Source organism: Exiguobacterium sp. s40 (assembly GCF_018617905.1).
In the GTDB taxonomy this organism is placed as follows: Bacteria; Bacillota; Bacilli; order Exiguobacteriales; family Exiguobacteriaceae; genus Exiguobacterium; species Exiguobacterium mexicanum_A.
Genome location: NZ_JACSLC010000006.1, coordinates 34,935 through 59,969 on the forward strand (window position 1 = coordinate 34,935; position 25,035 = coordinate 59,969).

Here is a 25,035-nt window from a genome sequence, read left to right on the forward strand (position 1 = left end):
GGAGAAATTGAGGATGGCTTCAATCGCGAACCCTAAAACGCCGGAACAACGTCCGGAAAAACCGACCAATCATGCTCGGAACGCCGCATTACTTTCGATCATTCCGGGAGCCGGTCAATTCTATAACAATCAAAAAGCGAAAGCGATCGCTTTCTTTATCGTTATCATGTCTTATTTTGCAGTAAACTACGATCTCTTTTTCAAAGGAGCGGGCGCAGGACCTGGCGACCGTGGTGGCCTTTGGGGATTGATCACGCTTGGCGAAGTGGCAGGACCTCGTAACGACCACTCCATCTTCTTGATGGTAGAAGGGATTGTCGCATTAATCTTACTTTTCTTCGGAATCGCGTTCTACATCTGGAACATTCGTGACGCCTACCGAGTCGGTCGCATTCGTGATCAGCACCTAAACGTCCCAACGTTCCAAGTGCAACTCCGCAACTTGCGCGACCATGGATTCCCATACTTGATGTTGATCCCGTCGCTCATCTTGCTCGTCTTCACAGTCGTATTACCACTCATTTTCACATTCTTGATCGCGTTCACGAACTATCGTTACAACAACGCACCACCGGCAAAACTTGTCGAGTGGATCGGGTTTGAGAACTTCACACGAATTTTTGAAATCGAAATTTGGCGCGACACATTCGTCGGCGTTCTCGGCTGGACACTCGTCTGGACGGTCGCTTCGACGGTCGGTGTCATCGCGATCGGGATTTTCCTTGCGGTCCTCTTGAACCAAGAAGGCCTTCGCTTCCGCCGCTTGTTCCGCTCGATTTTGATTTTGTCATGGGCCGTTCCAGCGTTCATCACAATCTTGATTTTCCGTTCGATGTTCAACGAATCGTTCGGTGTGTTCAACACGACGATCCTTCCAGCGTTCGGACTTGATCCGATCAACTGGATGACCGATCCGACGGCGACGCGCAGCGCGCTCATCTTGATTCAATGGTGGCTCGGCTTCCCGTTCATCATGACGCTCATGACTGGGGTATTGCAATCGATCCCTGGCGACTTATATGAAGCGGCGACGATTGACGGTGCGACCATCTTTGACAAGTTCCGCTTGATTACGTTACCGATGCTTCTGTTCGCAACAGCACCGATTCTCATCACGCAGTTCACATTCAACTTCAACAACTTCAACATCATCTATCTCTTTAACGGCGGTGGACCGGCTGTACCGGGACAAACTGCCGGTGGTACCGATATCTTGATTTCATGGATTTACAAATTGTCTCTCGGAGCCAACCCGCAATACGGACTTGCGGCTGCGATCACGCTCATTTTGTCATTCTTCATCATGACACTTGCCGTCATCCAGTTCCGTCGGACAAAATCTTTCAAAGACGAGGATATGATTTGATATGAAAAAACAAAAACGAATCAATTTGGCGTTCTCTTATGTCATCTTGACGCTTGCGTCGATCATCATTCTCTATCCAATGCTTTGGGTGGTAGGGACGTCATTCAACCCGGGTCGTACCATCACGTCAAAAATCATTCCAGAAAATCCGACGTTCATTCACTATAAAAACTTGTTCGATTTAACGATTTCGGATTATAGTTTATGGTATGTGAACACGTTGAAAATCGCTTTCATTACGATGGCGCTCGCTGTCATCTTGGTGACGATCACTGGTTATGTGTTCTCGCGCTATCGTTTCGTCGGACGGAAGAACTCGCTCATCTTGTTCCTCGTCTTGCAAATGGTGCCGCAATTCGTCGCCATCATCGCCATCTACGTATTGCTCAACATGCTCGGTCTTCTCGACACGCACACAGCACTCATTCTGCTGTATGCCGGTGGCGCGATTCCGATGAATACGTACTTGGCAAAAGGTTATTTCGATACGATTCCGAAAGAGCTCGATGAAGCCGCTCGGATGGATGGTGCCGGTCACCTTCGTATCTTCTGGCAAATCATTTTGCCGCTCGCGAAGCCAATCGTCGCAACGATCGCCCTCTTCAACTTCTTGGGCCCGTTCAACGACTTCATCTTGGCATCGCTCGTCCTTCGGACACCAGAGAAACAGACGCTCGCGGTTGGTCTTTACAACATGATTTCTCGACAGTTCGACAACAACTTCACGTTGTTCGCGGCAGGCGCCGTCCTTTCGGCCCTCCCAATCGTTCTCTTGTTCTTCATGTTCCAACGCTACTTCGTCTCGGGTCTCACTGCCGGTGGTACGAAAGGATAATACTCACTTAAGGGGGAAGCGATATGAGGCGAGGCGTCGTGCTCGTTCTTCTGTCGCTTCTTTTGTTTCCAACAGTCGTCGGAGCGAAAGAAGCAGCATCGTGGGAACAGGAACGCATGTACTTTATCATGGTCGATCGGTTCGTTGACGGGAATCCGGACAACAATGATCAGGTCGATCAGAATGACCCGAAAGCCTTTCATGGGGGCGACATCCGAGGCGTGATTGAAAAACTTGATTACATCGAGTCGCTCGGATTCACGTCCATCTGGTTGACGCCGGTGTTTGAAAACATGCCGGGCGGTTACCATGGCTATTGGATTAAAGATTTTTATGACATCGATCCCCAATTCGGGACGAAAGAAGATTTGCAGGAGCTCGTCGATGAGGCGCATAAGCGGGATATGAAAGTCATCCTCGACTTTGTCGTCAACCACGTCGGGCCGAACCATCCGTGGGTCGAAGAAAAACCAGACTGGTTCCATGACGAGCTACCGATTGTGCTGTGGAACGATCAAGAACAAGTCGAGACGCACTGGCTGTTCGATTTGCCCGACTTTAAGACCGAAGACCCGGAAGTGAAAGACTACTTGCTCGAGGCGGCCACGTATTGGATCGAAGAGACCGGGATCGACGGCTATCGTCTCGATACGGTGCGCCACGTCGATAAGCCGTTCTGGGAAGATTTCGCCAAAGCGGTCCGTGAAGTCGATCCAGATTTTTATCTCTTGGCCGAAGTGTTCGATCCGGACCCGCAGTATGTCGCCGAGTATGATGGCTTAGGCTTCAACAGCATCACCAATTTCACGTTTTATGACCGCGTCTCGAAGACGATGACGCAAAAGACGGCGAACGTCGACGAAATCGACGTGGCCGCAAGTTACGCCGAGACGTTCTTTAATGATCCGAACCAAATGGCGACATTCCTCGATAACCATGACGTCGAACGTTTCATGCACGTCGCGGAACTAGGTGGTGCCGAGTCGGCCGAACGCAGGCTCCGCCTCGGATTGTTCGCCCTTTACGCGTCACCGGGGATGCCAATCGTCTTCCAAGGAACGGAGAATGCCCAGTCAGGCGGGGCTGATCCCGCGAACCGGGTCATGACCGATTTCCCTGGAAATGAAGAGCTCCATGAATACGTTGCGACGATGAACCGGATGCGCGCCGAATACCCGGTGTTTGCGACCGGTGAACAACGGATGATCGCTTCGAAAGACGGCATGGCCGTGTTTGAACGTCGTGACGGCGAAGATGTCGCGCTGTACGCCATCAATATGAACGCCGAGGACAGAGAGATTGAATTCGAGGTAAGCGAGGTCGGAGAAGATACACGGCTTCGTGGTCTCTTGTTCTCACAACTTGTCACGGACAGCCGTGGCACGTTCACCATCAAACTCGCAGGAGAAAGTGCGAACGCCTACATCGTCGAAGAATCGGAAGTGAACATGTGGACGATTGGTCTACTCGTGGTCGCCATCCCGATTTTCTTGACTGGATTGGTCATGTGGAAGCGTCGCAAGAGCGCGAGCTGAGGATACCCTGTGGTAGGGAACTTTGAACTAACGGAAGCAAAGGGGAGCATCATGCAAATCACGATTAAAGATGTCGCCAAACACGCCAATGTCGCACCGTCGACCGTGTCTCGCGTCATCGCCAACAGTCCGCGTATCAGTCAAAAAACAAAAGAGCGTGTACGCAGTTCTATGGAAGAACTCGGGTACCATCCGAACATTCACGCCCGAAGCCTTGCCAACCGCTCGACGCAGTCGATTGGTCTCGTCATGCCGAGCGCGGCGACGAAGACGCTGCAAAATCCATTTTTCCCGGAAGTGTTACGCGGGATCAGTACGAAAGCGCATCAAAATGGCTACTCGCTCTATATGACAACGGGTGTGACCGAAGAAGAAGTATTGTCCGGGGTCATCGAGATGGTGCAAGGACGTCGCGTTGACGGAGTCATCGTCTTGTACTCACGTGAAGATGACAAAGTCGTTCAATACTTGCGTCAGACGAAATTCCCGTTCGTCGTCGTAGGGAAGCCGTTTGGGGACGCCTCGTCAATCACATATGTCGATACGGACAATTACTTGGCTGGGCGGGAAGTGACGAAGCACTTGTATAATCTTGGTCATCGTTGTATCGCCTTCATCGGGGGATCGGATAAACTCGCCGTTACGCAAGATCGTCGCAACGGGTACGCGACCGCTTTGATGGAAGCGGGCATCCCGGTCCGGGAAGACTATATCGCCCGTGCCGAGTTCATGACAAAGGGTGGGGCTAAAGCTGTACGAGAGTTACTTCGACTAGAAGAGCCGCCAACAGCCGTTGTCGTAAGTGATGACATGATGGCGCTCGGGGTAATCAGTACGCTGAGCGAAATGGGTCTCAAGATTCCTGAAGATGTGGCCGTCGTTAGTTTTAACAACGTCTATATCGCCGAACATTCGAACCCGCCGCTCACTTCCGTTGAGATTAATATCTTCGGTCTCGGTTTCGAGGCGACAAACTGTTTGATTGAACAAATCGGTGATAGCGCACCTCCTTATGGGAAACGCGTGATCGTCCCGCACTATTTAGTCGTTCGACAGTCGTGTGGTCAGAAAAAGAAAACAGAAGTTGTCGATTAAGCGAAAATCTTCCGCATCTTGCGGAAGATTTTTTTGTATGAAAAATGAGAATATATGATAGTAGAATAATCAATCGGTCGAAAGTCATAATATTACAGAAAGATTACAAATGTGAAAATAGTGCTTGAAAAGAAAGCATGGGGGAACATTTACATTACCGGCCGAATGGCAGATCAATGCGAATCCGCCCAGCCAACAACCAAAAAATAAAGAATTTGAAAGGGAGATACAATCATGGATAACAAACGTTATGTAGGCACTTACTATCAGGAATCAGAACTTGTTTCAAAAATTGATGAGCTTCGTGCTCAAGGGCATCGCGAAGACGATTTATACGTAGTAGTGAAAGATAAATCGAACCTTTCAATGGTTCGAGGTTCAACGGATGCAGAAGTAAAAGAGACGAAAGCGTCATGGCTTGATCGCTTCTTCGGAGTAGCAGACGGAGGAGATGAAGTTCGTCATACGTTCGATAAACTCGGTTTCTCAGAAGAAGAGACAGCACGCTATCACCAAGACATCGAGAACGGTGGCATGATTCTCTTGTTAGATACGAATGACGGCGTGTTCGATAATGGTCGTAACGATACGTTCGAAGGCGGACGCACATCAGCAGGTTATGGTTCAGAAGGAAATGAGGCAGGTAATATGACTGCGCATAACCTTGGCGCAACTGGGGCAGGGATTGGTGCTAACCGTTTCGACGATATGGATGAAGACATCCGCAACCGTACAGATTTGACGGATGAACAAAAACTCGAGTTACATGAAGAACGTCTTCTTGTGAACAAAGAACGTGTTCAGACTGGAGAAGTACGTGTTGAGAAAGATGTCGTCGAACGTGAAGAACGCGTGGACGTTGAAGTTGAGCGCGACGAAGTATATGTAGAACGCCGACGCGTCGACGGAGAACGTGAAGTGACAGGACATTCTTACGATGCGACGACAGACCGCGATGAGATTCGCGTTCCAGTCACAGAAGAACGTGTCAATGTGACGAAAAAAGATGTCGTGGCTGAAGAAATCGTCGTCGGCAAAGAAAAAGTCAAAGATACGGAAACGGTACGTGAGACGTTACGTAAAGAAGAAGCGCACGTCGAAGGGGAAGACGACCTTCGCCATCGTGATCATGACCGCGACCATACACGTCGTGATGAGCGCGACCGCTTCTAATCTGATTGACTAAGTACCTCGACAAGGATGGCTCTCTCTGAGGGACCATCCTTTTTTTCGCCAATTGTCACCATAGGAGGACGAAAGCTATGAAACATGCGATTATCTCAGAAGTGTTTGACCAACCTGAAGCGTTGCTGAATCGAACAGTCGATTTGAAACGAGAGGGGTATGATGAAGAGGATATGTACGTCCTCGTCAAACGAGCGGACGTTGCTGACGCGGTTCGACGTCATTCAAAGCTATATGTGCTCGTCACCGATGAACCGGGCACCGTCGCCTCGTTAGTCACCTCCAGTGAACGTCCAATTGAGCGTTGGCTAAAAAGTATGCGGTTGACGGCAGAACAACAGGATCGTTTTGCGAAGGAAGTCGAACAAGGGAGGCTTTTTCTCTACGTTGATGCTGATCGAAACGAGCAGCGCATTGATTCTGCGCAGCCGAAGACGGAGACAGCGCCAGAAACTGAGGAACAGACGCTCTCTCTACATGAAGAACGAATGATCGTGGAGAAACAAGCGGTGCAAACGGGAGAAGTCGTCATCAATCGCCACGTCACAGAAACAGATCAAGAGATTGAAGTCCCCGTCCTAAGAGAACAAGTTCATGTAGAGCGGAAAGTCGGTTCGGAGGATGTGCTCGAGGACTACGACTTTAACCAGTCGGGCATTCGTACGATTGACGAAGGAGACCATCTCCGAATTCAAGTGATCGAAGAACGGGCGTTTGTCGTGAAGCGTCCAGTCGTCGTCGAAGAAATTATCGTTCGGAAACGAGTGACGGAAGAAATGGAAACTCTGACCGAAACGCTCCGTAAAGAAGAAATCGAAGTGACGGAAGTCGGGCAAACCGATGTGATCATCGATGATCAGACAATCCGAAAGGATGAGGAACGATGAGCAAACGTCGATTTGTAGACACGTATCAGGACGAGGCGGCAAATCAATCAATTGACCGAACGAGGCTATGAGGAACGCGATTTATATGTCGTCGCGAGAGACAAACAAGACGTCTCTCTCGTCAAACGAGACACCAATGCGAGAGTGGAAGAGGCAAGCGCCAATTGGATGCAAAAGTTTGCAGGTGTGGCTGAAGGCGAGCGGGAAGTGAAGCGGGCGTTGCTCGATCTCGGTCTTGCTGACGACGACGTCAATCAGGCATATGTTGATATTTTAAATGGTGGGTATGCTTTAATTCTCGATGAACCGGACACCGGATTCAACGATGGACACAGTCCGATGTTTGAAGGACATGCGGCGAACGCTACGTTTGGACGCGATTACGAATGACGAACATCATGACCTATCAGGCCGTTTAGCGGTCTGATAGGTTTTTTGATAAATCATGAAGAAAAAAGGAAGAAAAAGTTTTATGCAAACGATTGCATTCTTGCGCGAGTTGTGTAAAATGAGAAGTGAGATTGAAATATAGCGCTTTCATAGACAAGCGGTTGCATAAATCGTTTGTCTGATGACGAGTAGCCTTGTAGAGAAAAAGGAGTGGCAGACAGATGAAACGATTGTTTGCAGTCGATGAATGGAAAGTAACGGAAAAAGGCCTACATCCGGAAGAAAACCGCCTCGCGGAATCAATTACCTCACTCGGTAACGGACATATGGGGATGCGCGGCAATTTTGAAGAAGAGTATTCGAATGATACACACCAAGGCTTTTATGTGGCTGGGGTTTATTACCCTGATAAGACACGGGTCGGTTGGTGGAAGAACGGCTATCCGGAATACTTCGCAAAAGTATTGAACGCGACAAACGTTATCGGTCTTCGTGTCGCCATCAATGGTACGCCGGTAGACTTGGCAAAATGGAAAGTGAAGGACTTTACGCGTGAACTCGATATGCAGCGCGGTGTCTTGACACGAACGTTCACGCTCGTGAATGGGACGGAAGAAACGAACGTCGAAGTCGTGCGTTTCTTCTCCATCGTCGACAAAGAGGTTTTGGCGATCCGTTATAACGTCACTCCGGTCAACTACGAAGCGAAAGTCGAGTTCACACCTTTCTTGGACGGCGACGTCGTTAACGAAGATTCGAACTATGACGAGAAGTTCTGGTTGCCGGTCGAACACGGCGTCGAAGAGCGTTTCGGGTTCGTGACAACGAAAACGAAGAAGCTCGACTGGCACGTCACGGCATCGATGATCGCTGACGTCGAAGGGGCACGTTGCGAAGTGCTCGACGCGACGGACCTTTACGTCGCTAATAAGTTCACGGTCACGGCACCAGCTGGCGAGACGGCGACGGCGTACAAGTACGTCTCGGTCGTCACGAACCGTGATTATGAAATCGAGGAATTGCAGCCGATCGGGATGCAACGTGTCGAGATGGCGTTCGAAAAAGGCTTTGAAACGCTTCTCGCCGAGCAGACAGAAGCATGGCTCGCTCGTTGGGAAGATGCCGACGTCCGCATCGATGGGGACGCTGAAGCGCAACAAGGCATCCGCTTCAACATCTTCAACATGTATCAGACGTACACGGGCGAAGACTCGCGCCTCAACATCGGACCGAAAGGGTTCACCGGTGAGAAATACGGCGGTGCCACATACTGGGATACGGAAGCATATTGCCTCCACTTCTACTTGGCAACGACGAAACCGGAAGTCTCATGGAACTTGCTCAAATATCGTCACAACCAATTGCCACAAGCAAAAGAGAACGCGGTCAAGAACGTCGGCATGGAAGGCGCCCTCTATCCGATGGTGACGATGAACGGGGAAGAGTGCCACAACGAGTGGGAAATCACGCATGAAGAGATTCACCGGAACGGTGCGATCGCCCATGCCATCTTCAACTATACGAACTTCACGGGCGACAAGTCATACCTAGGTCAATACGGACTTGAAGTATTGGTCGAGATCTCGCGTTACTGGGCGAGCCGCGTCAACTTTGTCCCGCACAAAGACGTGTATATGATCCTAGGCGTCACAGGTCCGAACGAATACGACAACAACGTCAACAACAACTGGTACACGAACTTGATTGCCGCTTGGACGCTCGAGTACACGCAAGAAGTGTACAACTATTTGAAAGAAGCAGAGCCGGCGCGCCTTGAAGAACTTGTCGCGACGCTCGGTCTTTCAGACGAAGAACTCGTGAAGTGGAACGATATCCAAACGAAGATGTACTATCCGAAAGATGACCTCGTCCCAGACGTGTTCATGCAACAGGACGGCTTCATGGATAAAGAACAGATTTTGGTGAAAGACCTTGATCCGAAACACTTGCCGCTCAACCAAAACTGGTCGTGGGACCGCATCCTCCGCTCGAACTTCATCAAACAAGCGGATGTGCTCCAAGGGCTCTATACGTTCAGCGACCGCTTCACGGTCGAACAGAAGCGTGCTAACTTCGATTTTTATGAGCCGCGTACGGTTCACGAGTCGAGCTTGTCGCCTTGCGTCTACTCAATCATTGCGGCCGAAGTCGGTTACGAAGACAAGGCGGTCGAGTTGTACCAACGTTCGGCACGACTCGATCTCGATAACTATAACAACGATACAGAAGACGGGCTTCACATCACATCAATGGTCGGTTCATGGATGTCGATCGTTCACGGTTTCGCAGGCATGCGCGCCCTCGAGTCGGAGCTCACGTTCAGCCCGATGATTCCTAAGGGCTGGAACGGGTACTCGTTCAACATGCTCTGGCGCGGTCATCACTTGACGGTCACGTCGACGCGTGAACAAGTGACGATTAAACAGACGGGCGGTACGGACGTATCGATTCGTGTCTACGGAAACGTCGTCACGGTCCCGGCAAACGATACGGTGACCATCGAGACAGTGAAAGCGTGACCAAACGCATCAGCTCAACAAGTCGGCCCCGGCCGGCTTGTTTTTTTATTAGAAGCGCGAACACATCCCATTATTTTTATGGTAGGCAGCACTAGAAAACTATGTTATCTTGATTCTTAGCCATTTTTGAAAGGGGAGACAGAACTTGACGGAAGCCGTTAAAGAACACGCACGCATCGGGATCGTTTCGATTATCGGGGGAGTGTTCGTTGCATTATCTATGACATTATTCTTAATCCCGGCGGGGGTATACTCGACCGGATTTACAGGGCTCGCCCAAATCTTTACGAAACTGTTTGCGGGGACACCGTTTGAGCTCGGAGAAGGGATTTGGTTCTTCGTCTTGAACGTGCCGCTCTTGATCGTCAGCTACTTCATGCTCGGCAAGAACATGATGATTCATACATTGATCAGCGTCGCGGCAGTCACCGTGTTCATTCGCGTGCTTCCGCAGTCGTCAATCATTTCGGACGACCCGCTTTTGAATGCTGTGTTCGGTGGGGTTTTGCTCGCCATCGGTTCGGGAATCACGATTCGTTTCGGTGCCTCGACCGGCGGATTCGATATCGTCGCCCTGATCTTAGCGAAGTTCACGAACAACTCGGTCGGCGTCTATCTGTTCCTCATGAACATGATGATCGCGCTTTGGGCTGGTGCTTTGTTCGGGTGGCCGACCGCGCTTTATACGATCGTCTTCTTATACGTCACGTCGAAAGTCATCGACGAAATTTATACGAACACGCAGCGGCAGACGCTCTTCATCGTCACGAGTCATCCGGACGAAGTGACGAAAGAACTGCATCAGCATGTTTTCCGCGGCATCACGCTCATGCCGGCAATCGGTACGTATTCGAAAGTCGAGAAAGCGACGCTCATGATGGTCGCCCAGCGCCACGAAGTGCGTGAAATCACGCGAATCTGTAAAGACGCCGATCCAAGCGTCTTCATCAACATGGTTCCGACTGAAAATGTCGAAGGTGCGTTCCGACGCTGAAATGAACCCCCGCTGAACGCTCAGCGGGGGTTATTCTATAGATAGGAATAAAAAGAGATGGGGTGGACGTGTGATGATTGGAGTCAGTATTGCGACGAAGTGGGAATACGAAGCGACATTGGAGCATTATGACGTCAAAGCGGATGAGCGGTTCAGCTACCCGTATGGCGAGTACTTCATGAGGACGGTTGATGACGTCGAACTCGTATTCTACAGCACCGGTGTGCGGAAAGCGAACGGGGTGGGAGCCAATCAATATATGATGTCTCGGTTCAACTTAGCAAAAGTAATTGTGGCTGGAACGTGTGCCGGAATCGACGATACGTTCAACCCGTTGGATATCCTCGTCCCTCATCGCGCCGTTCAATATGATTGCACGGTGAAAGAAGTGGAACCGCTGATCAAGCAATCGTTCATCGTCGACATTGAACTAGCGAACTACGGGAACGATTTTTTGACCGGTACCATCGCGACGGCCGATCGAGCGGTCGTGATGTGGAACGATTATTTAGAACTCAAAGAGCATAACGTCACCATCGCGGATACGGAAGCAGGCGCCATCGCCTATATCTGCAAGAAAAATGACGTCGAGTGTATCATCATCAAAGGCATCTCTGACTTCCCGACGGATGAACGCGATGCGAATCCAGTCGAATCGAACGCGGAACAAATCAATGTGTACCTAGCCAATACCCCAAAAGTCATGACCAAGATTTTTGACGACTATTTGATGCGCTTTCTGTAGGCAAATCGCAAAACACACCGACTGCAGGAACAGTCGGTGTGTGGATTATGCTTTGATGCCAAGCTGTTCTTCGAGGTAGATGGCGATGCCGTCTTCCATGTTCGACGCGGTCACTTCATCCGCGACGGCTTTCAACTGGCTGATGGCGTTGCCCATCGCGACGCCGGTGCCGACGTAGTCGAGCATCTCGAGGTCGTTTTCCTCGTCGCCGAACGCGATGATGTTTTTGCGGTTGATGCCGAGATGTTTCGAAACTTCGCGCAACCCGAGCGCTTTCGACGTGTTCTGGCTCATGACTTCGATCATGTGCTCCGGCATGCGCCATTGGCGGTTCAAGACGGCCTCGGCGTGGACTTTATTCAAACGAGCACGGACGTTGTCGACGTGCTCTTTCGTCGCGTGGATGAGGAGCGATGTCGGCTCATCCTGCAAATGCTTGAGCAAGTTGCCTGACGTGACGCTGAGCGCGCGCTCGGCATACGGGCTATAAAACTCTTGCGGGTCTTTATGGAAGTAGACGTGGTCGGTCACTTCGACGACGATGTTGTGCGCTTTCGTGTCCGAGACTTCTTCGATGATCTCGTGCGCCGTCTTGAGCGGGATCGGCCGGTGCGTCACTTTGTATGACGGATCTTTCGGGTGATGGACGAGCGCTCCGTTAAAGTTGATGAGCGGTGTCGTCAAGCCGAGCTCTTCGTAATACATGATCGAATGGCGTTGTGGGCGTCCGGTCGCGATCATGACTTCATGACCGGCCTCACGGGCCGCTTGAAGCGCGCGTACGTTGCGCTCACTGATCGTCTTGTCGTCGCGCAACAACGTTCCATCTAAATCGACTGCGATTAAATAACGTGACATAAAGGGTTCCTCTTTTCTACGAGATGCTTATTTCTCAAACCGTACCATATTTCCCGTTTCGACGGAAAGAATATACAATCGAGGTCGCACATTTTACGGTAACAATGCTATACTAAGGTCGTATGAATTTTTCATGAATCATCTGTGAGATGGAGGGGACTATCGATGCGTTACTTAGTCACATTGTTCTGGGCGATCTTGCTTTCGAATACAGCAATCTTTATCATTTCTGCTGTCGATGGCGTGTCGTTCAACGCGATGCTCGCGACATTCTTTGGCGTCGTCATCACGATCTTTATTGTACTCTTGGACACGCTTAACCAAGATATGGGGATTAGTGACGTCGCACAAGAGAAGTAAGACGTCTACAACCAAGCTGGCTCATATCCGAGTCAGTTCTTTTTATATTATTTAGGAGGAATCGAATATGAAAAACAGTGCCAAACGGGCGAACTTCATCACGTTCGCCATCATCGGTGTCATCATCATCGTCGGGATCGCTCTCTTGTTCTTCTTGAACAATGCGAACGAGGAGACAGGCGTCAACGCTGTCACACCGGACGAGCTTGAGACGAAGATTTCAGAAGAAGAGGAAGTCGTCGTCTACTTCTGGCAGACTGGTTGCGAATACTGTGAGCAAGTCAAACCGTACGTCGAGCCACTCATCGAAGAATATGACGCCGTGTCGATCAACTTGGCCGACCACAACGTCTGGACGACTTACGGCATCAACGGAACACCGACAATGATTCGTTTCCAAGATGGAAAGGAAGTCGATCGTGTGGAAGGTGCCGTCTCTGAACAACAATACGAGACGTTCTTTAAAAACGAGGAGGGCGCACAGTGATAAAAAGCCGCTTGTATCAGACTTTGTTTGAGTTGAACGCGACCCCGGTCATTGCCAAACGACTCCGTGCCTTCGCTGAATCGTCAGCGAGCCGGTCCTTCATCCCTTCGTTTGCGAAAACGTATCAAGTCAATCTTGATGAAGCGGCGGAGCCGATCGAGGCTTATCCGAGTCTGCACGCCTTTTTTACACGTCATTTGAAAGAAGGGGTCCGGCCGATCGATGCAAGTCCGGACTCGGTCGTCTCGCCATGTGACGGGAAACTATCCATCGTGGCCGATATTACGGACGACAGCCGCTTCGAGGTCAAGGGTCAGTCGTACACCCTCGCCGAACTGCTCGGATCGCAACAAGAAGCAAGACGTTACGCCGGCGGTACGGTCTGTGTCCTTTATTTGAGCCCGCGTGACTATCATCGCGTCCACGTCCCGCTCGCCGGACGGGTGCTCAGTCATTATGAACTCGGTGACCGTTCGGCACCGGTGAATGACATCGGGTTGACGGAGACGGTTCGTCCGCTCTCACGCAACTATCGTCGCGTCACACGCTTCGAGACGGCCGTTGGAGTATACGAGCACATCATGGTCGGGGCGTTGAACGTCAATACGATCGAATGGACGCTTGAAGGCGAACACGCGGGCAAAGGCGACGAGGTCGGTTATTTCTCATTCGGTTCGACCGTCATCCTTTGTTTTGAGAAAGGCCGCGTCACGATCGACCCAGCCAAAATCGGCCCGGTTCGACTCGGAGAAGTCATCGGGACGATGCAAAACGATTGATTTTAAAAACTTTTTCAGGCCGACCGAACGATACACTAGTCGTTTGGTCGGTTTTCGTTTACCATAGAAGGGATATCACTACATGTATAGTAGTTGAATCGCTTTAGCTAATTGGAGGAATTTAAACGTGTTTAATCGACTTTATCCGAAACAGTTCGTCGCGTCAGTTTTTGACATCGACCTTGAAGAATTGAAAGACCGTGGGGTTCGCGTCATTTTGACGGACCTTGATAATACACTCGTGGCCTGGGACGTCCCGCACGCACCGGAGCTTCTTTTGCTATGGCTTGAAAAAGTGAAATCACACGGACTCGATGTCATCGTCGTCTCGAATAACAACGAGAACCGCGTACGTACGTTCACGGAACCGCTCGGCCTTCACTATGTGGCGCGTGCGAAAAAGCCGTTGCCGTCTGGATTCAAACAGGCGCTCGCAAAATATGGATACTCGACGAAAGAAGCCATCTTCTTAGGCGATCAATTGTTCACGGACGTGCTCGGCGCCAATATGGCCGGGATTCACGTCATCCACGTGCAACCGGTCGTCAAGACGGACGGACTCGTCACCAAGTTCAATCGCATGCTTGAAAAAGTCGTGTTCGCCCATATGAAACGTCGCGGGAAGTACGTGTTGATCACGAAAAAAGTTGAGGAAATCGCTGTCGATGCGAAGCGCGCAAAAGTGGCGGTCGCTGAGAAAATCGGTGAAGCGATGCACTCTCGTTCCGAAGATTCACATAAAAAAGATGAATAAGGACCTCGAACGCACAGGAAGAAGGAGGCTGTCCATGTACGGCGCGTAAGGCGTCGGAATTAACGCTTCAGGAGTAGCGGCGAGGCGCTACGGTGAATGAAGAAGAGGCAACTCAAATGACAGCAGACAACATTATGGAAGAAACAAAACGTTATTGCGCCGGTTGCGGCGTCGCCATTCAAACGGAAGACCCGACCGGTGTCGGTTATGCACCAAAATCGGCACTCGATCGCGAGATCGTCATTTGCCAACGCTGCTTCAAATTGAAGCACTACAATCAAATTCAAGACGTCGAACTGACAGATGACGACTTCTTGCGTATCTTAAACGGCATCAGCGCGAAAGAAGCGCTCGTCATCAAAATCGTCGACATCTTCGACTTCAACGGTAGCTGGTTGCCGGGGCTCCAACGCTCGGTCGGCACAAACCCCGTCCTCTTGGTCGGGAACAAGGTCGACTTGTTGCCGAAATCGGTTAACCCGAACCGGATGTCTAACTGGATGAAGGCCGAAGCGAAAGAGCTCGGTTTGGAACCGATTGACGTCCATTTGATCAGTGCGAAAAAAGGTCACGGGATCGACGAGCTTGCCGAAAAGATCGAATATTATCGGAAAGGCAAGGACGTCTATGTCGTCGGTTGTACGAACGTCGGGAAGTCGACGCTCATCAACCAAGTCATCAAACGTTTCGGGGCAGAGGACGAAGCCATCATCACGGTCAGTCATTTCCCGGGAACGACGCTCGACTTGATCGATATCCCGCTCGATGATGATGCGAACCTTTATGACACGCCAGGGATTATCAATCGTCACCAAATGGCGCATTACGTCGATGCGAAAGATTTGAAAACGATCACCCCGAAAAAAGAGATCAAGCCGCACGTGTTCCAGTTGAACCCGCAACAGACGCTCTTCTTCGGTGGACTCGCCCGTCTCGACTACATGGAAGGCAACAAGCGCTCATTCGTTGTCTACATGTCAAACGAGTTGAAGACACACCGGACGAAGCTCGATAAAGCAGATGAACTATACGAAAACCATATCGGTAAGATGCTCAACCCGCCGAACGAGAAGACATTACAAATGTTGCCTCCGCTCGTGCGTCACGAGTTCAGTCTCCGTGACGGCGTCAAGACCGACATCGTCTTCAGCGGACTCGGTTGGGTTGCGATTCACGGAAAAGGTGGACGCATCGCCGCATGGGCACCAAAAGGAGTGGCCGTCACATTGCGTGAGGCGCTCGTATGAGACTGGCCGTCCTCGGTCACCCGATTGCTCATTCGCTCTCTCCCGTCCTGCACGAGCAGTGGCTGAGCGCGTCTGGGCTTTTCGGGCACTATGAAGCACTCGACGTCGCCCCGGGCGAGCTCGGGGACTTGTTTCAAGCGATGCGGGACGGCGTCTGGGACGGCTTTAACGTCACGATTCCGTACAAAGAGGCGGTCATCCCGTATCTCGACGAACTTGACCAGGCGGCTGAAGCCGCCGGTGCCGTCAACACGGTCTATAAACGGGACGGAAAGCTGATTGGGACGAATACGGACGGTGTGGGTCTAGTCACCGCACTCGACCGTCATACCGATTGGACGGGACGTGTGCTCGTTATCGGGGCAGGTGGGGCAGCGCGCGGGATAATCAGCGCCTTGCCGACCCGAGCCGTCACGGTCACAAACCGAACGATGGAACGAGCGGAGCGTCTCGCGGAGGCGTTCGGCATTGAAGCGCAGGCGCTCACCGACATTGATCCCTCATGCTATGACGTGATCATCCAGACGACTTCGGTGGGGATGGATGGTATCCATTCGCCTCGATCATTAAAAGGTTTACGACAAAACACCGTCGTTTGTGATATCATATATCGTCCACTCGTCACACCGTTTTTAAAGGAAGCCGCCAAAAATGACGCGAAAATCGTCAACGGAACTGCCATGTTCGTCGGACAAGGCGCTTTGGCGTTTGAATATTGGACAGGTGTGAGACCGGATCAACTTGTCGGAATGAAGTTAATTGAAAGCTTATTGGAGGAATAAATAGTATGTTATCAGGTAAACAAAAACGCTTTTTACGTGCTGAAGCACACCACCTTTCACCGATTTACCAGGTCGGAAAAAATGGAGTCAGCGAAGCGATGTGCAAAGACATCAGCGACGCGCTCGAAAAACGTGAGCTCTTGAAAGTTCAAGTGCTCCAAAACTGTGCCGATACGCCGAAAGATGTAGCCGGTGAATTGGCTGAGGGCACGAAAGCCGAAGTCGTTCAAGTGATCGGAAAAGTCATCGTCTTGTACAAACAGGCGACCGAGAAAGAAAATCGCCAAATTAAACTTCCATGAGCCGCATCGGCCTGATGGGAGGCACGTTCGACCCGCCGCATCTCGGTCATTTGTTGATTGCCGAGCAGGCACGTGAACAGCTCGCCCTCGACGAGGTCTGGTTTCTACCGGCGGCGATCCCGCCTCACAAGGCGGGGTTCAGTCCGGCCGAGGATCGGATCGAGATGACACGACGGGCGATCGCGGACCAAGCCGATTTCAAGCTGAGCTTGATCGAGTTTGAACGCGACGAACCGTCTTACACGGTCGAGACGATGAGACGGTTGCGGGACATGTACCCAGATGACACGTTTTTCTTCTTGATCGGGGCGGACTCGCTCGAGTCGCTCGAGAAGTGGTACGATTACGACACGCTCGTGACCCTCGTCACGTTCGGGGCCGTTGCGCGTCCGGGTAGCCGGTATCGCATCCCGAGACAGGCAGATGTGCGCACAATCGATATGCCGCAACTCGAGATCTCATCGACCGATATCCGGGAACGGGCGAAACGGGACAAGTCAATCAAATATCTCGTCCCACGCGATGTCGAAACTTATATCAAGGAGCGCAACTTGTATGACGTATGAGGAAGCACAATCATTGATTGAGGCGACATTACCGGAGAAACGCTATATCCACACGCTCGGTGTCGTTGAGACGGCAGATCGGTTGGCCCGTTTATACGGTGCCGATGTGGAGCAAGCACGTCTCGCGGCGATGTTGCATGACTATGCGAAATATTTGGATAGCGATATGATGCGCCAAGTCGTGGTCGAGGAAAACCTTGACCCGAGCTTGCTTGCGTTCGATGACGAACTGCTGCATGCACCGGTCGGCGCGATTCTGTTAGACCGGGCGTATGACCTTGACCCGGCCGTTGTATCGGCCATTAAGAACCATACGACCGGAGAGCCTGGCATGTCACGCCTCGACCAGATTTTATTCGTCGCGGACGCGATTGAACCGAACCGGTCGTATCCGGGCGTCGACACGTTGCGTGACCTCGCGGACCGTTCGCTCGAAGCGGCAGTCGTCGCGACGTTGCGTCAGACAATCGATTATTTATTGAAGAAGTCGGTGCGAATCTTTCCACTGACGATTGAGACGTATAACCATTTTGTGAAAACACCCTAGGAGGTACAGTATGACTGTAAAAGAAGAATTAGAATTGATCGTGAAGGCCGCTGACGATAAGCGTGCCGAAGATATCGTCGTCCTCGACATGGAAGGCATCTCACCGGTCGCAGATTATTTCGTCATCTGCCACGGTAACTCAGAGAAGCAAGTCCAAGCGATTGCACGCGAAATCAAAGACGTGGCCGGCGAGCACGAGCTTCCGCTCCACAAATTCGAAGGCATGGACTCGGCACGTTGGGTGCTCGCTGACCTCGAAAACGTCGTCGTCCACATCTTCCATCGCGATGACCGCGACTACTACAACCTTGAAAAATTGTGGGCAGATGCGCCACACGTTGAAGTGGAAGTCGGCTAATGGCGTACGAAGGGTTCGCCTACGTCTACGATGAGTTAATGAAAGATGCCCCGTACGAGGATTGGGTCGCCTTCGTGCGTCGCCACGTCCAAGACGGTGCATCGCTTGCTGACGTCGGATGCGGGACGGGCTCGGCGACGATTCGCTTGGCGGAACATTACGAGACGATCGGACTCGATTTATCCGAGTCGATGCTCGAAGTCGCCCAAGAGAAGGCGCTCGAGGCAGGCATCACGCTCCCGCTCTGGCAACAGGACATGCGGGAGCTTGAATTGCCACACCCGGTCGACGCCGTGACGATCCTTTGTGACTCGCTCTGCTACCTCGAGGATGAGGCCGACGTCATCGACACGTTCGAGGCGGTGTACGAACAATTGAAACCGGGTGGCATGTTCATCTTCGATGTACATTCGCCGAACAAGATGCAGACGCTCTTCAACCAGAAGACGTATGCCTCGAACGGGGAAGACTGCTCGTACATCTGGTTCGCCGACCCAGGCGAAGCACCGCTCTCGGTCGTACACGATTTGACGTTCTTCGTCGCCCTCGAAGATGGCACGTATGAGCGTGTTGAAGAGACACACGAGCAACGGACGTACGAACCGGGGCAATATATGCAATGGCTCATCGGGGCCGGCTTCCATGTGAAATCGGTCACCGCTGACTTTACGGACCAAGCTCCGGGCCCGAACGCGGAACGAATCTTTTTTGTCGCCCAGAAATAAACGAGACCCCATCGCGGATTTGCGATGGGGTCTCGAGCTGTTACCGAATCAAATCGCAACATGCGGTCTGATTCTTTTTTTATTGATGGTTCTGCCCGAAGTGAAGCATTGTTGCAGTCATGTTTGCCCAATTCGTGTTTCCGTGCCTCCAAGTCAGGTGTTTAATACTTGACTTATAAAGGCAGCTTTAGCTTGAGTATACTTTTCTCGGTCATTACGAAATTCTTTTGCTAAATGCCTTTTAAGAAGCCCGTACTCTTTTACAAGCGAAGGATTGTCTCGTAGTTTATCTCGAAACTCAATCTGTTTTCCCCAACGATCTTCTGCCACTTTCATGATGTGTAAATGAGCAACTCGCTTATCATTTTTTACTTTCACAAAAAATCTCCGCCAGGCTTGTCCATCTAGTTCAGGTGGTACATAGTGCCAATCATGCAACGTTAATGTATCAACAATATCGTGGATTTTTTCAAACGATTCGATACTAATCATCACATCTATAATAGGTTTTGCGGGTAGACCAGGAACGGCCGTACTACCTATGTGTTCTGCTTCCTTGATGTCAAACTTTGAAAGTAAGTCGAACAACTCTCTTGTTTCTTGTAGACCTAACCGTGCCCAATGCACGTTAGAATCTTCTATTTCAATAGTCTCATAAGCCCAAATTGGAATATTTGAGTGTTCGTGTTTGTCTTCTTTCATGAGTTTATCCCATCTCCCTGAAAGTTTTTTTCACTTTATACCCAGAATCTCATTTTTAAACGCGATATAGAGAAACAGATAATTTTTATCTCATTTTGCTTACAGCCTTGTTTCTCCGTTCACAAGTAATTTAATGTTGATTCATGGCCCCGTCATAATGCTAATCATAAAAAGAGTCGAAAGACCCCATCGCAAGTAGCATGGGGTCTTTGTCATGGTCAAGCCTCGTGACTGAATTGCCATTGGACACCGAAACGGTCTTCGACCATGCCATACGCCTTGCTCCAGAACGTCTCTTGGAGCGGCATAAGGACACGGCCACCGGCAGATAAAGCCTCGAATTCTCGACGGATGGCGTGGAGGTCATCTGTCACGACGGCGAGTGTGATGTTCTGCCCGAACGTGACCGGACCGTCCGGCATAGCGTCCGAAAACATGAGCGATGTACCATGGACGCTCAGACGGGCATGGAGGACGAGGTCGGCCAGCTCGTCCGGTACAGGTTCACCGTCCGGTCCAGGCTGGGCACCGAACGTCATGATATCCGGGGCGGGCTCGGCGAAGACGTCGGCATAAAACAGGACGGCGTCGCGACAGTCGCCATTGAAATTGAGATAAGGGTTGATCGTCATGAGTGTTCCTCCTCGAATCGTTTCTTTCAGTATGAGACAAACGGGTGACGGAAGAATCCGACAAAAGCACGAATTTTCGGACAAGGTTGTTGAAACGGTCGCTGAAACGGGAATGGAGTAGGTGAGACATTCTTACGAAAGAAGGCGTAAGGAGATGAAACTGACACGAGGACGTCTATTGGAATTCGGGTTCGTGTTGTTCATGGCAATCATTCTCGTCACGTCGATTATCGAAGGGGAATGGTTTGACGCGAGCGTCGCTGGGGCGGGGATCGTGTCGGGATTGATTCCGTTCATTCTCGAGAAAACGTTCAAAACCGAGTTCGACGCCAAGATGAAAGTCGCCTATATCCTTTTCTTGTTCGCATCGCAATATTTGGGCTCGATCGTCGGTTTATATTCGAACGGTTGGTGGGACACGTTTCTGCACGTGTTGAGCGGCGTGTTCTTGGCGTTTCTCGGCTTCGATTTCTTAAGTCGACTTGATGAGGACATCCGGCTCGAGATGCCGAAGCGGTTCGTCTTCGTCTATATCGTTGTTTTCGCAATGGCCGGGGCAGCGCTTTGGGAAATGTATGAATTCACATCGGACTTGGTGTTGAACACGACGATGCAAGGGAACGGGAATGATGACACGATGGTCGACATCGTCGCGGGATCACTCGGAGGTATCATTGCGGCTCTCCTTGTGACCGAAATCCATCGGAAAGAACAACGGCACAAACATAAAAATTGAAAGCGATTTCAAAAACGCTCGAGTCCATCGAGCGTTTTATTTGTAATAATTATTATCTTTTAATATTATTAATCTTGTAATAATGATTATTAAGAGGAGGCAATATTAATGGATCAACACCGTCATCTAACTACTAACCAAGGCGTCCCAATCGGGGATAACGCCAACTCCATCACAGCGGGTCGTCGCGGCCCGACACTTCTCGAAGATTATCAGCTAATTGAGAAACTCGCCCACTTTGACCGTGAGCGCGTACCGGAACGGGTCGTTCATGCCCGTGGCGCCGGAGCCCACGGTGTCTTCAAAGTTAAAAATAGCATGAAACGATATACAAAAGCCAAATTTTTGCAGGAAGAGGGACAAGAGACACCAGTCTTTGCTCGCTTCTCGACCGTCATTCATGGTCTCGGCTCACCAGAGACGCTTCGTGACCCACGTGGATTCTCGGTCAAGTTTTACACGGAAGAAGGGAACTACGACTTCGTCGGAAACAACTTGCCAGTCTTCTTTATCCGTGACGCCATCAAATTCCCGGATGTAATCCACTCACTCAAACCAGACCCGCGGACGAACCTGCAAGACCCGGACCGTTTCTTCGACTTCATGTCGCTCACGCCGGAATCGACGAGCATGCTCATCCACTTGTTCAGCGATGAAGGAATTCCAGCGTCATACCGTCATATGCGCGGCTCATCGGTCCACTCATTCAAATGGGTCAACGAATACGGAAACACGGTGTACATAAAACTCCGTTGGGTCCCGAAACAAGGTATTAAAAACTTGTCGATGGAAGAAGCGGCGAAAGTGCAGGCCGAAGACTTCAACCATGCGACACGCGACTTGTTCAACGCCATCGAGGAAGGCGACTTCCCGGAGTGGGATCTTTACGTCCAAATCCTCGACCCGGCCGATATGGACAACTTTGACTTCGATCCGCTCGACGCGACGAAAGATTGGTTCGAAGACGTCATCCCGTATCAACTTGTCGGTACGATGATACTCAACAAGAACGTCGACAACTTCTTCGCCGAGACAGAGTCGGTCGGTTTCAACCCGGGTGTGCTCGTTCCTGGAATTCAACCGTCTGAAGACAAGATGCTCCAAGGCCGCTTGTTCTCGTATTCGGACACGCAACGTTACCGCATCGGGGCAAACTATTTGCAGCTCCCAATCAACTGCCCGTTCGCACAAGTGTCGAACAATCAGCGTGATGGGGCGATGCCGTTCAAACAACAGACGAGCCCGGTCAACTATGAACCAAACCGCTATGAGGACGCACCGAAACCGGACGCGGCTTATATCGAGACGGAACAACCGCTCACAGGCGTAGCCGGTCGTCAAAAAATCGAGAAGACGAACGACTTCGGTCAAGCGGGTGAAGTGTACCGTCGCTACTCGGAAGAAGAGAAAACGGCGCTCGTGAACAACTTGGTGGCACACATTAAAGAAGTTCGCCATGAGAATACGGTGCTGCTCTTGATTTGCAACTTCTACCGGGCCGACCGCGACCTCGGCGCGCGTCTCTCGGAAGCACTCAACGTCGATATCACACCATTCTTGAATCAAGTGACGGAATAACTTGTCCGCAACAGAGATGCGTAGCTGCATCTCTGTTTTTGTTTTTTTTTACCTTAGGAGGATAAGTGGTTCGAATCTCAAAAATTGTCCCAAGCCCGTCCATATGCCAAGATAAGAAAAAAGGGGGATGTTACACATGAACCAAGTCATCGACACACTATTGAATCATCGCTCCGTCCGCTCATTCACGAATGAGACGTTGACCGACGAACAAATCCGACTCATCGTCGAGAGTGCCCAGCGCGCTTCGACGTCGAGCTTCATCCAAGCCTATTCTATCATCGGGGTGACCGACCCGGAGAAGAAAGCAAGGCTAGCCGAAATCGCCGGTAACCAGCAATACGTCATCGACAACGGTCACTTCTTCGTCTTCTGCGCCGATTTGTATCGACACGAGTTGATTGGAGAACTGCGGGAGGCAGACGTGAATGCGACGCTCGAGACCGACGAGAAGTTGCTCGTCGCGGTCATCGATGCCGCGCTCGCGTCCCAAAACGCGGTCGTGGCCGCTGAATCGATGGGCCTCGGCATTTGCTATATCGGCGGAATCCGCAATGACATGTTCGCTGTGAAGGAACTGCTCAGTTTACCGGAGCGGGTATTGCCGCTCTTCGGACTTGCTGTCGGTGTCCCGGAGCACGTCGAAGACCAGAAACCGCGCCTCCCGCTCGAACATATTTATCATGAGAACACATACGTCGCCGACACCGAGCAACTGAAACAAGAACTCGATGCGTATGATGCGACGATTCATGACTACTACGCGGCCCGTGGGTCGAACCAACGAAGCGACACGTGGACCGGACAAATGGGACGGATGTTGTCGAAACCAACCCGGCTCGACGTGAAAGACTTCTTGAAGACGCAAGGCTATTTGAAGCAATGAAAAAACCGCCGGGAGGCGGTTTTAGTTTGTCTCGGCATCGAGCCAGGCGTGGTCGATCGCGCCGAATTGCTTGGCAATGATGACCCCATTTTCATCAAGGACGTATGTTGTCGGCATCGCTTGAATTCGGTAGGCGTTACCGACGATTCCTTCCTCGTCATAGACGACCTTGAACGCATCTTCATATGGGGCGACGAACGTCCGCGCATCCTCGATGTCCCGTTCACTCGTCGTCGTATTGACGGCGACGATGGTCACATCGTCTTGTTCTCGGGCAAACTTGGCCATATCCGGCATCTCGGCCCGGCACGGAGGGCACCACGATGCCCAGAAGTTGACGACGACCCGCTCACCGCGTAAATCTTCCAAGTTGAACGGCGTCCCATCGGTTCGCTTCAACTCAAAATTCGGTGGGACTTGGCCGATGTTCAATCCGGTCTGGGACGAGTCGGCCTCGAGCCGTGGCGTCTCGTCCGGTAAGCTCGCATTGATGACGGCGAGCACGACGATGAGCCCGAGTCCGTATTGGACCGCCTTTTGAGATGGCCGTGCTACATATGTGGCGACGGCGATGAGAAGAAAGAGCGGAATGAGCGACCACAACTCGAATGTATCGGTCACAAGCGACCCGACCGACCAAATCGCGAACGCACCGACCACGGTCCAGAGTAACAATCCGAGCGTAGGACTCTGCATCCAGCGCCATGTCGTGACGAGCAGCAAGGCGATTAGGCCGGCCATATAGATATGGAGCGGTTGCGGAGATGAGAGCAGTGGGAGCATCCCATATTTGGGGACGACGAGCGTCACCGCAAACCAAAAGACCAAGGCCGAGAACAACCAATAGCCACGAAGGCTAGGCGTGAGCCGGAATACAAAAATAGCAATCACGGCAGCGGCAATGAGAAGTGACCACGTGCCGCCGATCGCATAAAGGGATAAGGCCAAACTTCCCGTCGACGCGAGACCGAGGACGATCGCACTTCCTTTCCATGCGAGAAAGCCGGCGAACCAGGTGCCGAGGACGGCGTCGCGTTCTTTTTCTGACAAGCCGATTTTTTTAAAGCCGATGTAGAGAATAAGTAGGCTGGCCATCATAGCCAGCAAATCGAGTCGAACGTTCAATGGACCGATGGCAATCACAGAATCCCTCCTAGAGAAAAAGCGCCCAAACGAGTGGGCGCT

28 protein-coding genes are annotated in these 25,035 nt (G+C 51.2%); 24 read left to right on the plus strand and 4 right to left on the minus strand.

The genetic code is table 11. The features are described 5' to 3' along the window. The first annotated feature begins 13 nt into the window (after positions 1-13). From KNP02_RS07255 to KNP02_RS07300, 10 genes are all read left to right on the plus strand, one after another. On the plus strand, positions 14-1,366 hold the full coding sequence (locus tag KNP02_RS07255; protein ID WP_214707921.1) for a carbohydrate ABC transporter permease: 1,353 nt from the start codon (positions 14-16) through the stop codon (positions 1,364-1,366). 1 nt (position 1,367) lies between these two features. Further along, complete coding sequence (locus KNP02_RS07260; RefSeq protein WP_214707923.1) at positions 1,368-2,201, plus strand: sugar ABC transporter permease; 834 nt, start codon at positions 1,368-1,370, stop codon at positions 2,199-2,201. A gap of 23 nt (positions 2,202-2,224) precedes the next feature. Then, positions 2,225-3,736, plus strand: a complete 1,512-nt coding sequence (locus KNP02_RS07265; protein ID WP_214707925.1) for an alpha-amylase family glycosyl hydrolase — start codon at positions 2,225-2,227, stop codon at positions 3,734-3,736. Positions 3,737-3,787: 51 nt separating this feature from the next. Continuing rightward, positions 3,788-4,831: a LacI family DNA-binding transcriptional regulator gene (locus KNP02_RS07270; RefSeq protein WP_128124333.1), complete on the plus strand. Its 1,044-nt coding sequence runs from the start codon at positions 3,788-3,790 to the stop codon at positions 4,829-4,831. A gap of 234 nt (positions 4,832-5,065) precedes the next feature. Continuing rightward, positions 5,066-6,004, plus strand: a complete 939-nt coding sequence (locus KNP02_RS07275; protein WP_214707927.1) for a YsnF/AvaK domain-containing protein — start codon at positions 5,066-5,068, stop codon at positions 6,002-6,004. An 89-nt stretch (positions 6,005-6,093) separates the two neighbouring features. Continuing rightward, complete coding sequence (locus KNP02_RS07280; RefSeq protein ID WP_214707929.1) at positions 6,094-6,903, plus strand: YsnF/AvaK domain-containing protein; 810 nt, start codon at positions 6,094-6,096, stop codon at positions 6,901-6,903. A gap of 51 nt (positions 6,904-6,954) precedes the next feature. Further along, entirely contained in the window at positions 6,955-7,293 is a 339-nt protein-coding gene (locus tag KNP02_RS07285; protein WP_251129169.1) for a general stress protein, read from the plus strand. 221 nt (positions 7,294-7,514) lie between these two features. Continuing rightward, positions 7,515-9,812 carry a glycoside hydrolase family 65 protein gene (locus KNP02_RS07290; protein WP_214707931.1) on the plus strand — a complete coding sequence of 766 codons (2,298 nt, stop codon included), beginning with the start codon at positions 7,515-7,517 and terminating at the stop codon, positions 9,810-9,812. Positions 9,813-9,957: 145 nt separating this feature from the next. Continuing rightward, a complete protein-coding gene (locus KNP02_RS07295; RefSeq protein ID WP_034776620.1) occupies positions 9,958-10,806 on the plus strand; it encodes a YitT family protein in 849 nt (282 codons plus the stop codon). A gap of 73 nt (positions 10,807-10,879) precedes the next feature. Next, positions 10,880-11,551: a 5'-methylthioadenosine/S-adenosylhomocysteine nucleosidase family protein gene (locus KNP02_RS07300; RefSeq protein ID WP_214707933.1), complete on the plus strand. Its 672-nt coding sequence runs from the start codon at positions 10,880-10,882 to the stop codon at positions 11,549-11,551. 45 nt (positions 11,552-11,596) lie between these two features. Here KNP02_RS07300 and KNP02_RS07305 read toward each other — a convergent pair whose 3' ends face one another. Next, on the minus strand, positions 11,597-12,409 hold the full coding sequence (locus KNP02_RS07305; RefSeq protein WP_138859850.1) for a Cof-type HAD-IIB family hydrolase: 813 nt from the start codon (positions 12,407-12,409) through the stop codon (positions 11,597-11,599). Between the two features lie 165 nt (positions 12,410-12,574). Between KNP02_RS07305 and KNP02_RS07310 the strand changes: the two genes are divergently transcribed. The 11 genes from KNP02_RS07310 to KNP02_RS07360 all read left to right on the plus strand — a co-directional run bounded on the left by KNP02_RS07310 (position 12,575) and on the right by KNP02_RS07360 (position 19,316). Beyond that, positions 12,575-12,769 carry a YjzD family protein gene (locus KNP02_RS07310; RefSeq protein ID WP_034776626.1) on the plus strand — a complete coding sequence of 65 codons (195 nt, stop codon included), beginning with the start codon at positions 12,575-12,577 and terminating at the stop codon, positions 12,767-12,769. A gap of 67 nt (positions 12,770-12,836) precedes the next feature. Beyond that, entirely contained in the window at positions 12,837-13,256 is a 420-nt protein-coding gene (locus KNP02_RS07315; protein ID WP_214707935.1) for a thioredoxin family protein, read from the plus strand. Continuing rightward, on the plus strand, positions 13,253-14,035 hold the full coding sequence (locus KNP02_RS07320) for a phosphatidylserine decarboxylase (RefSeq protein WP_214707937.1): 783 nt from the start codon (positions 13,253-13,255) through the stop codon (positions 14,033-14,035). Before KNP02_RS07315 ends, KNP02_RS07320 begins: the two co-directional genes overlap by 4 nt. 127 nt (positions 14,036-14,162) lie before the next feature. Further along, positions 14,163-14,789, plus strand: coding sequence for a YqeG family HAD IIIA-type phosphatase (locus KNP02_RS07325; RefSeq protein ID WP_034776630.1), 627 nt, complete (start codon positions 14,163-14,165; stop codon positions 14,787-14,789). 134 nt (positions 14,790-14,923) lie between these two features. Then, positions 14,924-16,036, plus strand: coding sequence for a ribosome biogenesis GTPase YqeH (gene yqeH / locus KNP02_RS07330; protein WP_034779781.1), 1,113 nt, complete (start codon positions 14,924-14,926; stop codon positions 16,034-16,036). Next, positions 16,033-16,818, plus strand: coding sequence for a shikimate dehydrogenase (gene aroE / locus KNP02_RS07335; protein WP_214707939.1), 786 nt, complete (start codon positions 16,033-16,035; stop codon positions 16,816-16,818). The genes yqeH and aroE overlap by 4 nt, the downstream gene beginning before the upstream one ends. Positions 16,819-16,823: 5 nt before the next feature. Next, positions 16,824-17,120: a ribosome assembly RNA-binding protein YhbY gene (gene yhbY / locus KNP02_RS07340; protein WP_034776635.1), complete on the plus strand. Its 297-nt coding sequence runs from the start codon at positions 16,824-16,826 to the stop codon at positions 17,118-17,120. Beyond that, positions 17,117-17,686, plus strand: coding sequence for a nicotinate-nucleotide adenylyltransferase (locus KNP02_RS07345; protein WP_138859847.1), 570 nt, complete (start codon positions 17,117-17,119; stop codon positions 17,684-17,686). Before yhbY ends, KNP02_RS07345 begins: the two co-directional genes overlap by 4 nt. Beyond that, entirely contained in the window at positions 17,676-18,233 is a 558-nt protein-coding gene (yqeK, locus tag KNP02_RS07350; RefSeq protein ID WP_214707941.1) for a bis(5'-nucleosyl)-tetraphosphatase (symmetrical) YqeK, read from the plus strand. Before KNP02_RS07345 ends, yqeK begins: the two co-directional genes overlap by 11 nt. 10 nt (positions 18,234-18,243) lie before the next feature. After that, positions 18,244-18,591: a ribosome silencing factor gene (gene rsfS / locus KNP02_RS07355; protein WP_034776639.1), complete on the plus strand. Its 348-nt coding sequence runs from the start codon at positions 18,244-18,246 to the stop codon at positions 18,589-18,591. Next, a complete protein-coding gene (locus KNP02_RS07360) occupies positions 18,591-19,316 on the plus strand; it encodes a class I SAM-dependent DNA methyltransferase (protein WP_034776641.1) in 726 nt (241 codons plus the stop codon). The genes rsfS and KNP02_RS07360 overlap by 1 nt, the downstream gene beginning before the upstream one ends. A 153-nt stretch (positions 19,317-19,469) precedes the next feature. On the opposite strand, the gene KNP02_RS07365 is transcribed toward KNP02_RS07360, so the two are convergent. Both KNP02_RS07365 and KNP02_RS07370 read right to left on the minus strand, forming a co-directional pair. After that, positions 19,470-20,018 carry a GrpB family protein gene (locus tag KNP02_RS07365; protein WP_214707943.1) on the minus strand — a complete coding sequence of 183 codons (549 nt, stop codon included), beginning with the start codon at positions 20,016-20,018 and terminating at the stop codon, positions 19,470-19,472. Positions 20,019-20,236: 218 nt separating this feature from the next. Further along, positions 20,237-20,650: a VOC family protein gene (locus KNP02_RS07370; protein WP_214707944.1), complete on the minus strand. Its 414-nt coding sequence runs from the start codon at positions 20,648-20,650 to the stop codon at positions 20,237-20,239. 154 nt (positions 20,651-20,804) lie between these two features. Here KNP02_RS07370 and KNP02_RS07375 point away from each other — a divergent pair, with 154 nt between their 5' ends. The 3 genes from KNP02_RS07375 (at position 20,805) to nfsA (ending at position 23,850) form a co-directional block, all read left to right on the plus strand. Beyond that, positions 20,805-21,386, plus strand: a complete 582-nt coding sequence (locus tag KNP02_RS07375) for a DUF2238 domain-containing protein (RefSeq protein WP_214707946.1) — start codon at positions 20,805-20,807, stop codon at positions 21,384-21,386. Positions 21,387-21,494: 108 nt separating this feature from the next. Continuing rightward, positions 21,495-22,964 (plus strand): catalase, encoded by a 1,470-nt coding sequence (locus tag KNP02_RS07380; protein WP_214707948.1) that lies wholly within the window; start codon positions 21,495-21,497, stop codon positions 22,962-22,964. Between the two features lie 136 nt (positions 22,965-23,100). Next, positions 23,101-23,850 carry an oxygen-insensitive NADPH nitroreductase gene (gene nfsA, locus KNP02_RS07385; protein ID WP_214707950.1) on the plus strand — a complete coding sequence of 250 codons (750 nt, stop codon included), beginning with the start codon at positions 23,101-23,103 and terminating at the stop codon, positions 23,848-23,850. Positions 23,851-23,871: 21 nt separating this feature from the next. On the opposite strand, the gene KNP02_RS07390 is transcribed toward nfsA, so the two are convergent. Continuing rightward, positions 23,872-24,993: a redoxin family protein gene (locus KNP02_RS07390; protein WP_214707952.1), complete on the minus strand. Its 1,122-nt coding sequence runs from the start codon at positions 24,991-24,993 to the stop codon at positions 23,872-23,874. Between the last annotated feature and the right edge of the window lie 42 nt (positions 24,994-25,035).

Bases quoted from the DNA above. Each gene is read 5' to 3' on its own strand.
- KNP02_RS07255 (WP_214707921.1), top strand. From the start codon at position 14: ATGGCTTCAATCGCGAACCCTAAAACGCCGGAACAACGTCCGGAAAAA.
- KNP02_RS07375 (WP_214707946.1), top strand. From the start codon at position 20,805: ATGAAACTGACACGAGGACGTCTATTGGAATTCGGGTTCGTGTTGTTC.
- KNP02_RS07270 (WP_128124333.1), top strand. From the start codon at position 3,788: ATGCAAATCACGATTAAAGATGTCGCCAAACACGCCAATGTCGCACCG.
- KNP02_RS07370 (WP_214707944.1), bottom strand. From the start codon at position 20,650: ATGACGATCAACCCTTATCTCAATTTCAATGGCGACTGTCGCGACGCC.
- KNP02_RS07280 (WP_214707929.1), top strand. From the start codon at position 6,094: ATGAAACATGCGATTATCTCAGAAGTGTTTGACCAACCTGAAGCGTTG.
- KNP02_RS07365 (WP_214707943.1), bottom strand. From the start codon at position 20,018: ATGAAAGAAGACAAACACGAACACTCAAATATTCCAATTTGGGCTTAT.
- KNP02_RS07345 (WP_138859847.1), top strand. From the start codon at position 17,117: ATGAGCCGCATCGGCCTGATGGGAGGCACGTTCGACCCGCCGCATCTC.
- KNP02_RS07305 (WP_138859850.1), bottom strand. From the start codon at position 12,409: ATGTCACGTTATTTAATCGCAGTCGATTTAGATGGAACGTTGTTGCGC.
- KNP02_RS07315 (WP_214707935.1), top strand. From the start codon at position 12,837: ATGAAAAACAGTGCCAAACGGGCGAACTTCATCACGTTCGCCATCATC.
- KNP02_RS07360 (WP_034776641.1), top strand. From the start codon at position 18,591: ATGGCGTACGAAGGGTTCGCCTACGTCTACGATGAGTTAATGAAAGAT.
- KNP02_RS07380 (WP_214707948.1), top strand. From the start codon at position 21,495: ATGGATCAACACCGTCATCTAACTACTAACCAAGGCGTCCCAATCGGG.
- rsfS (WP_034776639.1), top strand. From the start codon at position 18,244: ATGACTGTAAAAGAAGAATTAGAATTGATCGTGAAGGCCGCTGACGAT.
- yhbY (WP_034776635.1), top strand. From the start codon at position 16,824: ATGTTATCAGGTAAACAAAAACGCTTTTTACGTGCTGAAGCACACCAC.
- KNP02_RS07300 (WP_214707933.1), top strand. From the start codon at position 10,880: ATGATTGGAGTCAGTATTGCGACGAAGTGGGAATACGAAGCGACATTG.
- yqeK (WP_214707941.1), top strand. From the start codon at position 17,676: ATGACGTATGAGGAAGCACAATCATTGATTGAGGCGACATTACCGGAG.
- KNP02_RS07310 (WP_034776626.1), top strand. From the start codon at position 12,575: ATGCGTTACTTAGTCACATTGTTCTGGGCGATCTTGCTTTCGAATACA.
- yqeH (WP_034779781.1), top strand. From the start codon at position 14,924: ATGGAAGAAACAAAACGTTATTGCGCCGGTTGCGGCGTCGCCATTCAA.
- KNP02_RS07260 (WP_214707923.1), top strand. From the start codon at position 1,368: ATGAAAAAACAAAAACGAATCAATTTGGCGTTCTCTTATGTCATCTTG.
- KNP02_RS07290 (WP_214707931.1), top strand. From the start codon at position 7,515: ATGAAACGATTGTTTGCAGTCGATGAATGGAAAGTAACGGAAAAAGGC.
- aroE (WP_214707939.1), top strand. From the start codon at position 16,033: ATGAGACTGGCCGTCCTCGGTCACCCGATTGCTCATTCGCTCTCTCCC.
- nfsA (WP_214707950.1), top strand. From the start codon at position 23,101: ATGAACCAAGTCATCGACACACTATTGAATCATCGCTCCGTCCGCTCA.
- KNP02_RS07275 (WP_214707927.1), top strand. From the start codon at position 5,066: ATGGATAACAAACGTTATGTAGGCACTTACTATCAGGAATCAGAACTT.
- KNP02_RS07265 (WP_214707925.1), top strand. From the start codon at position 2,225: ATGAGGCGAGGCGTCGTGCTCGTTCTTCTGTCGCTTCTTTTGTTTCCA.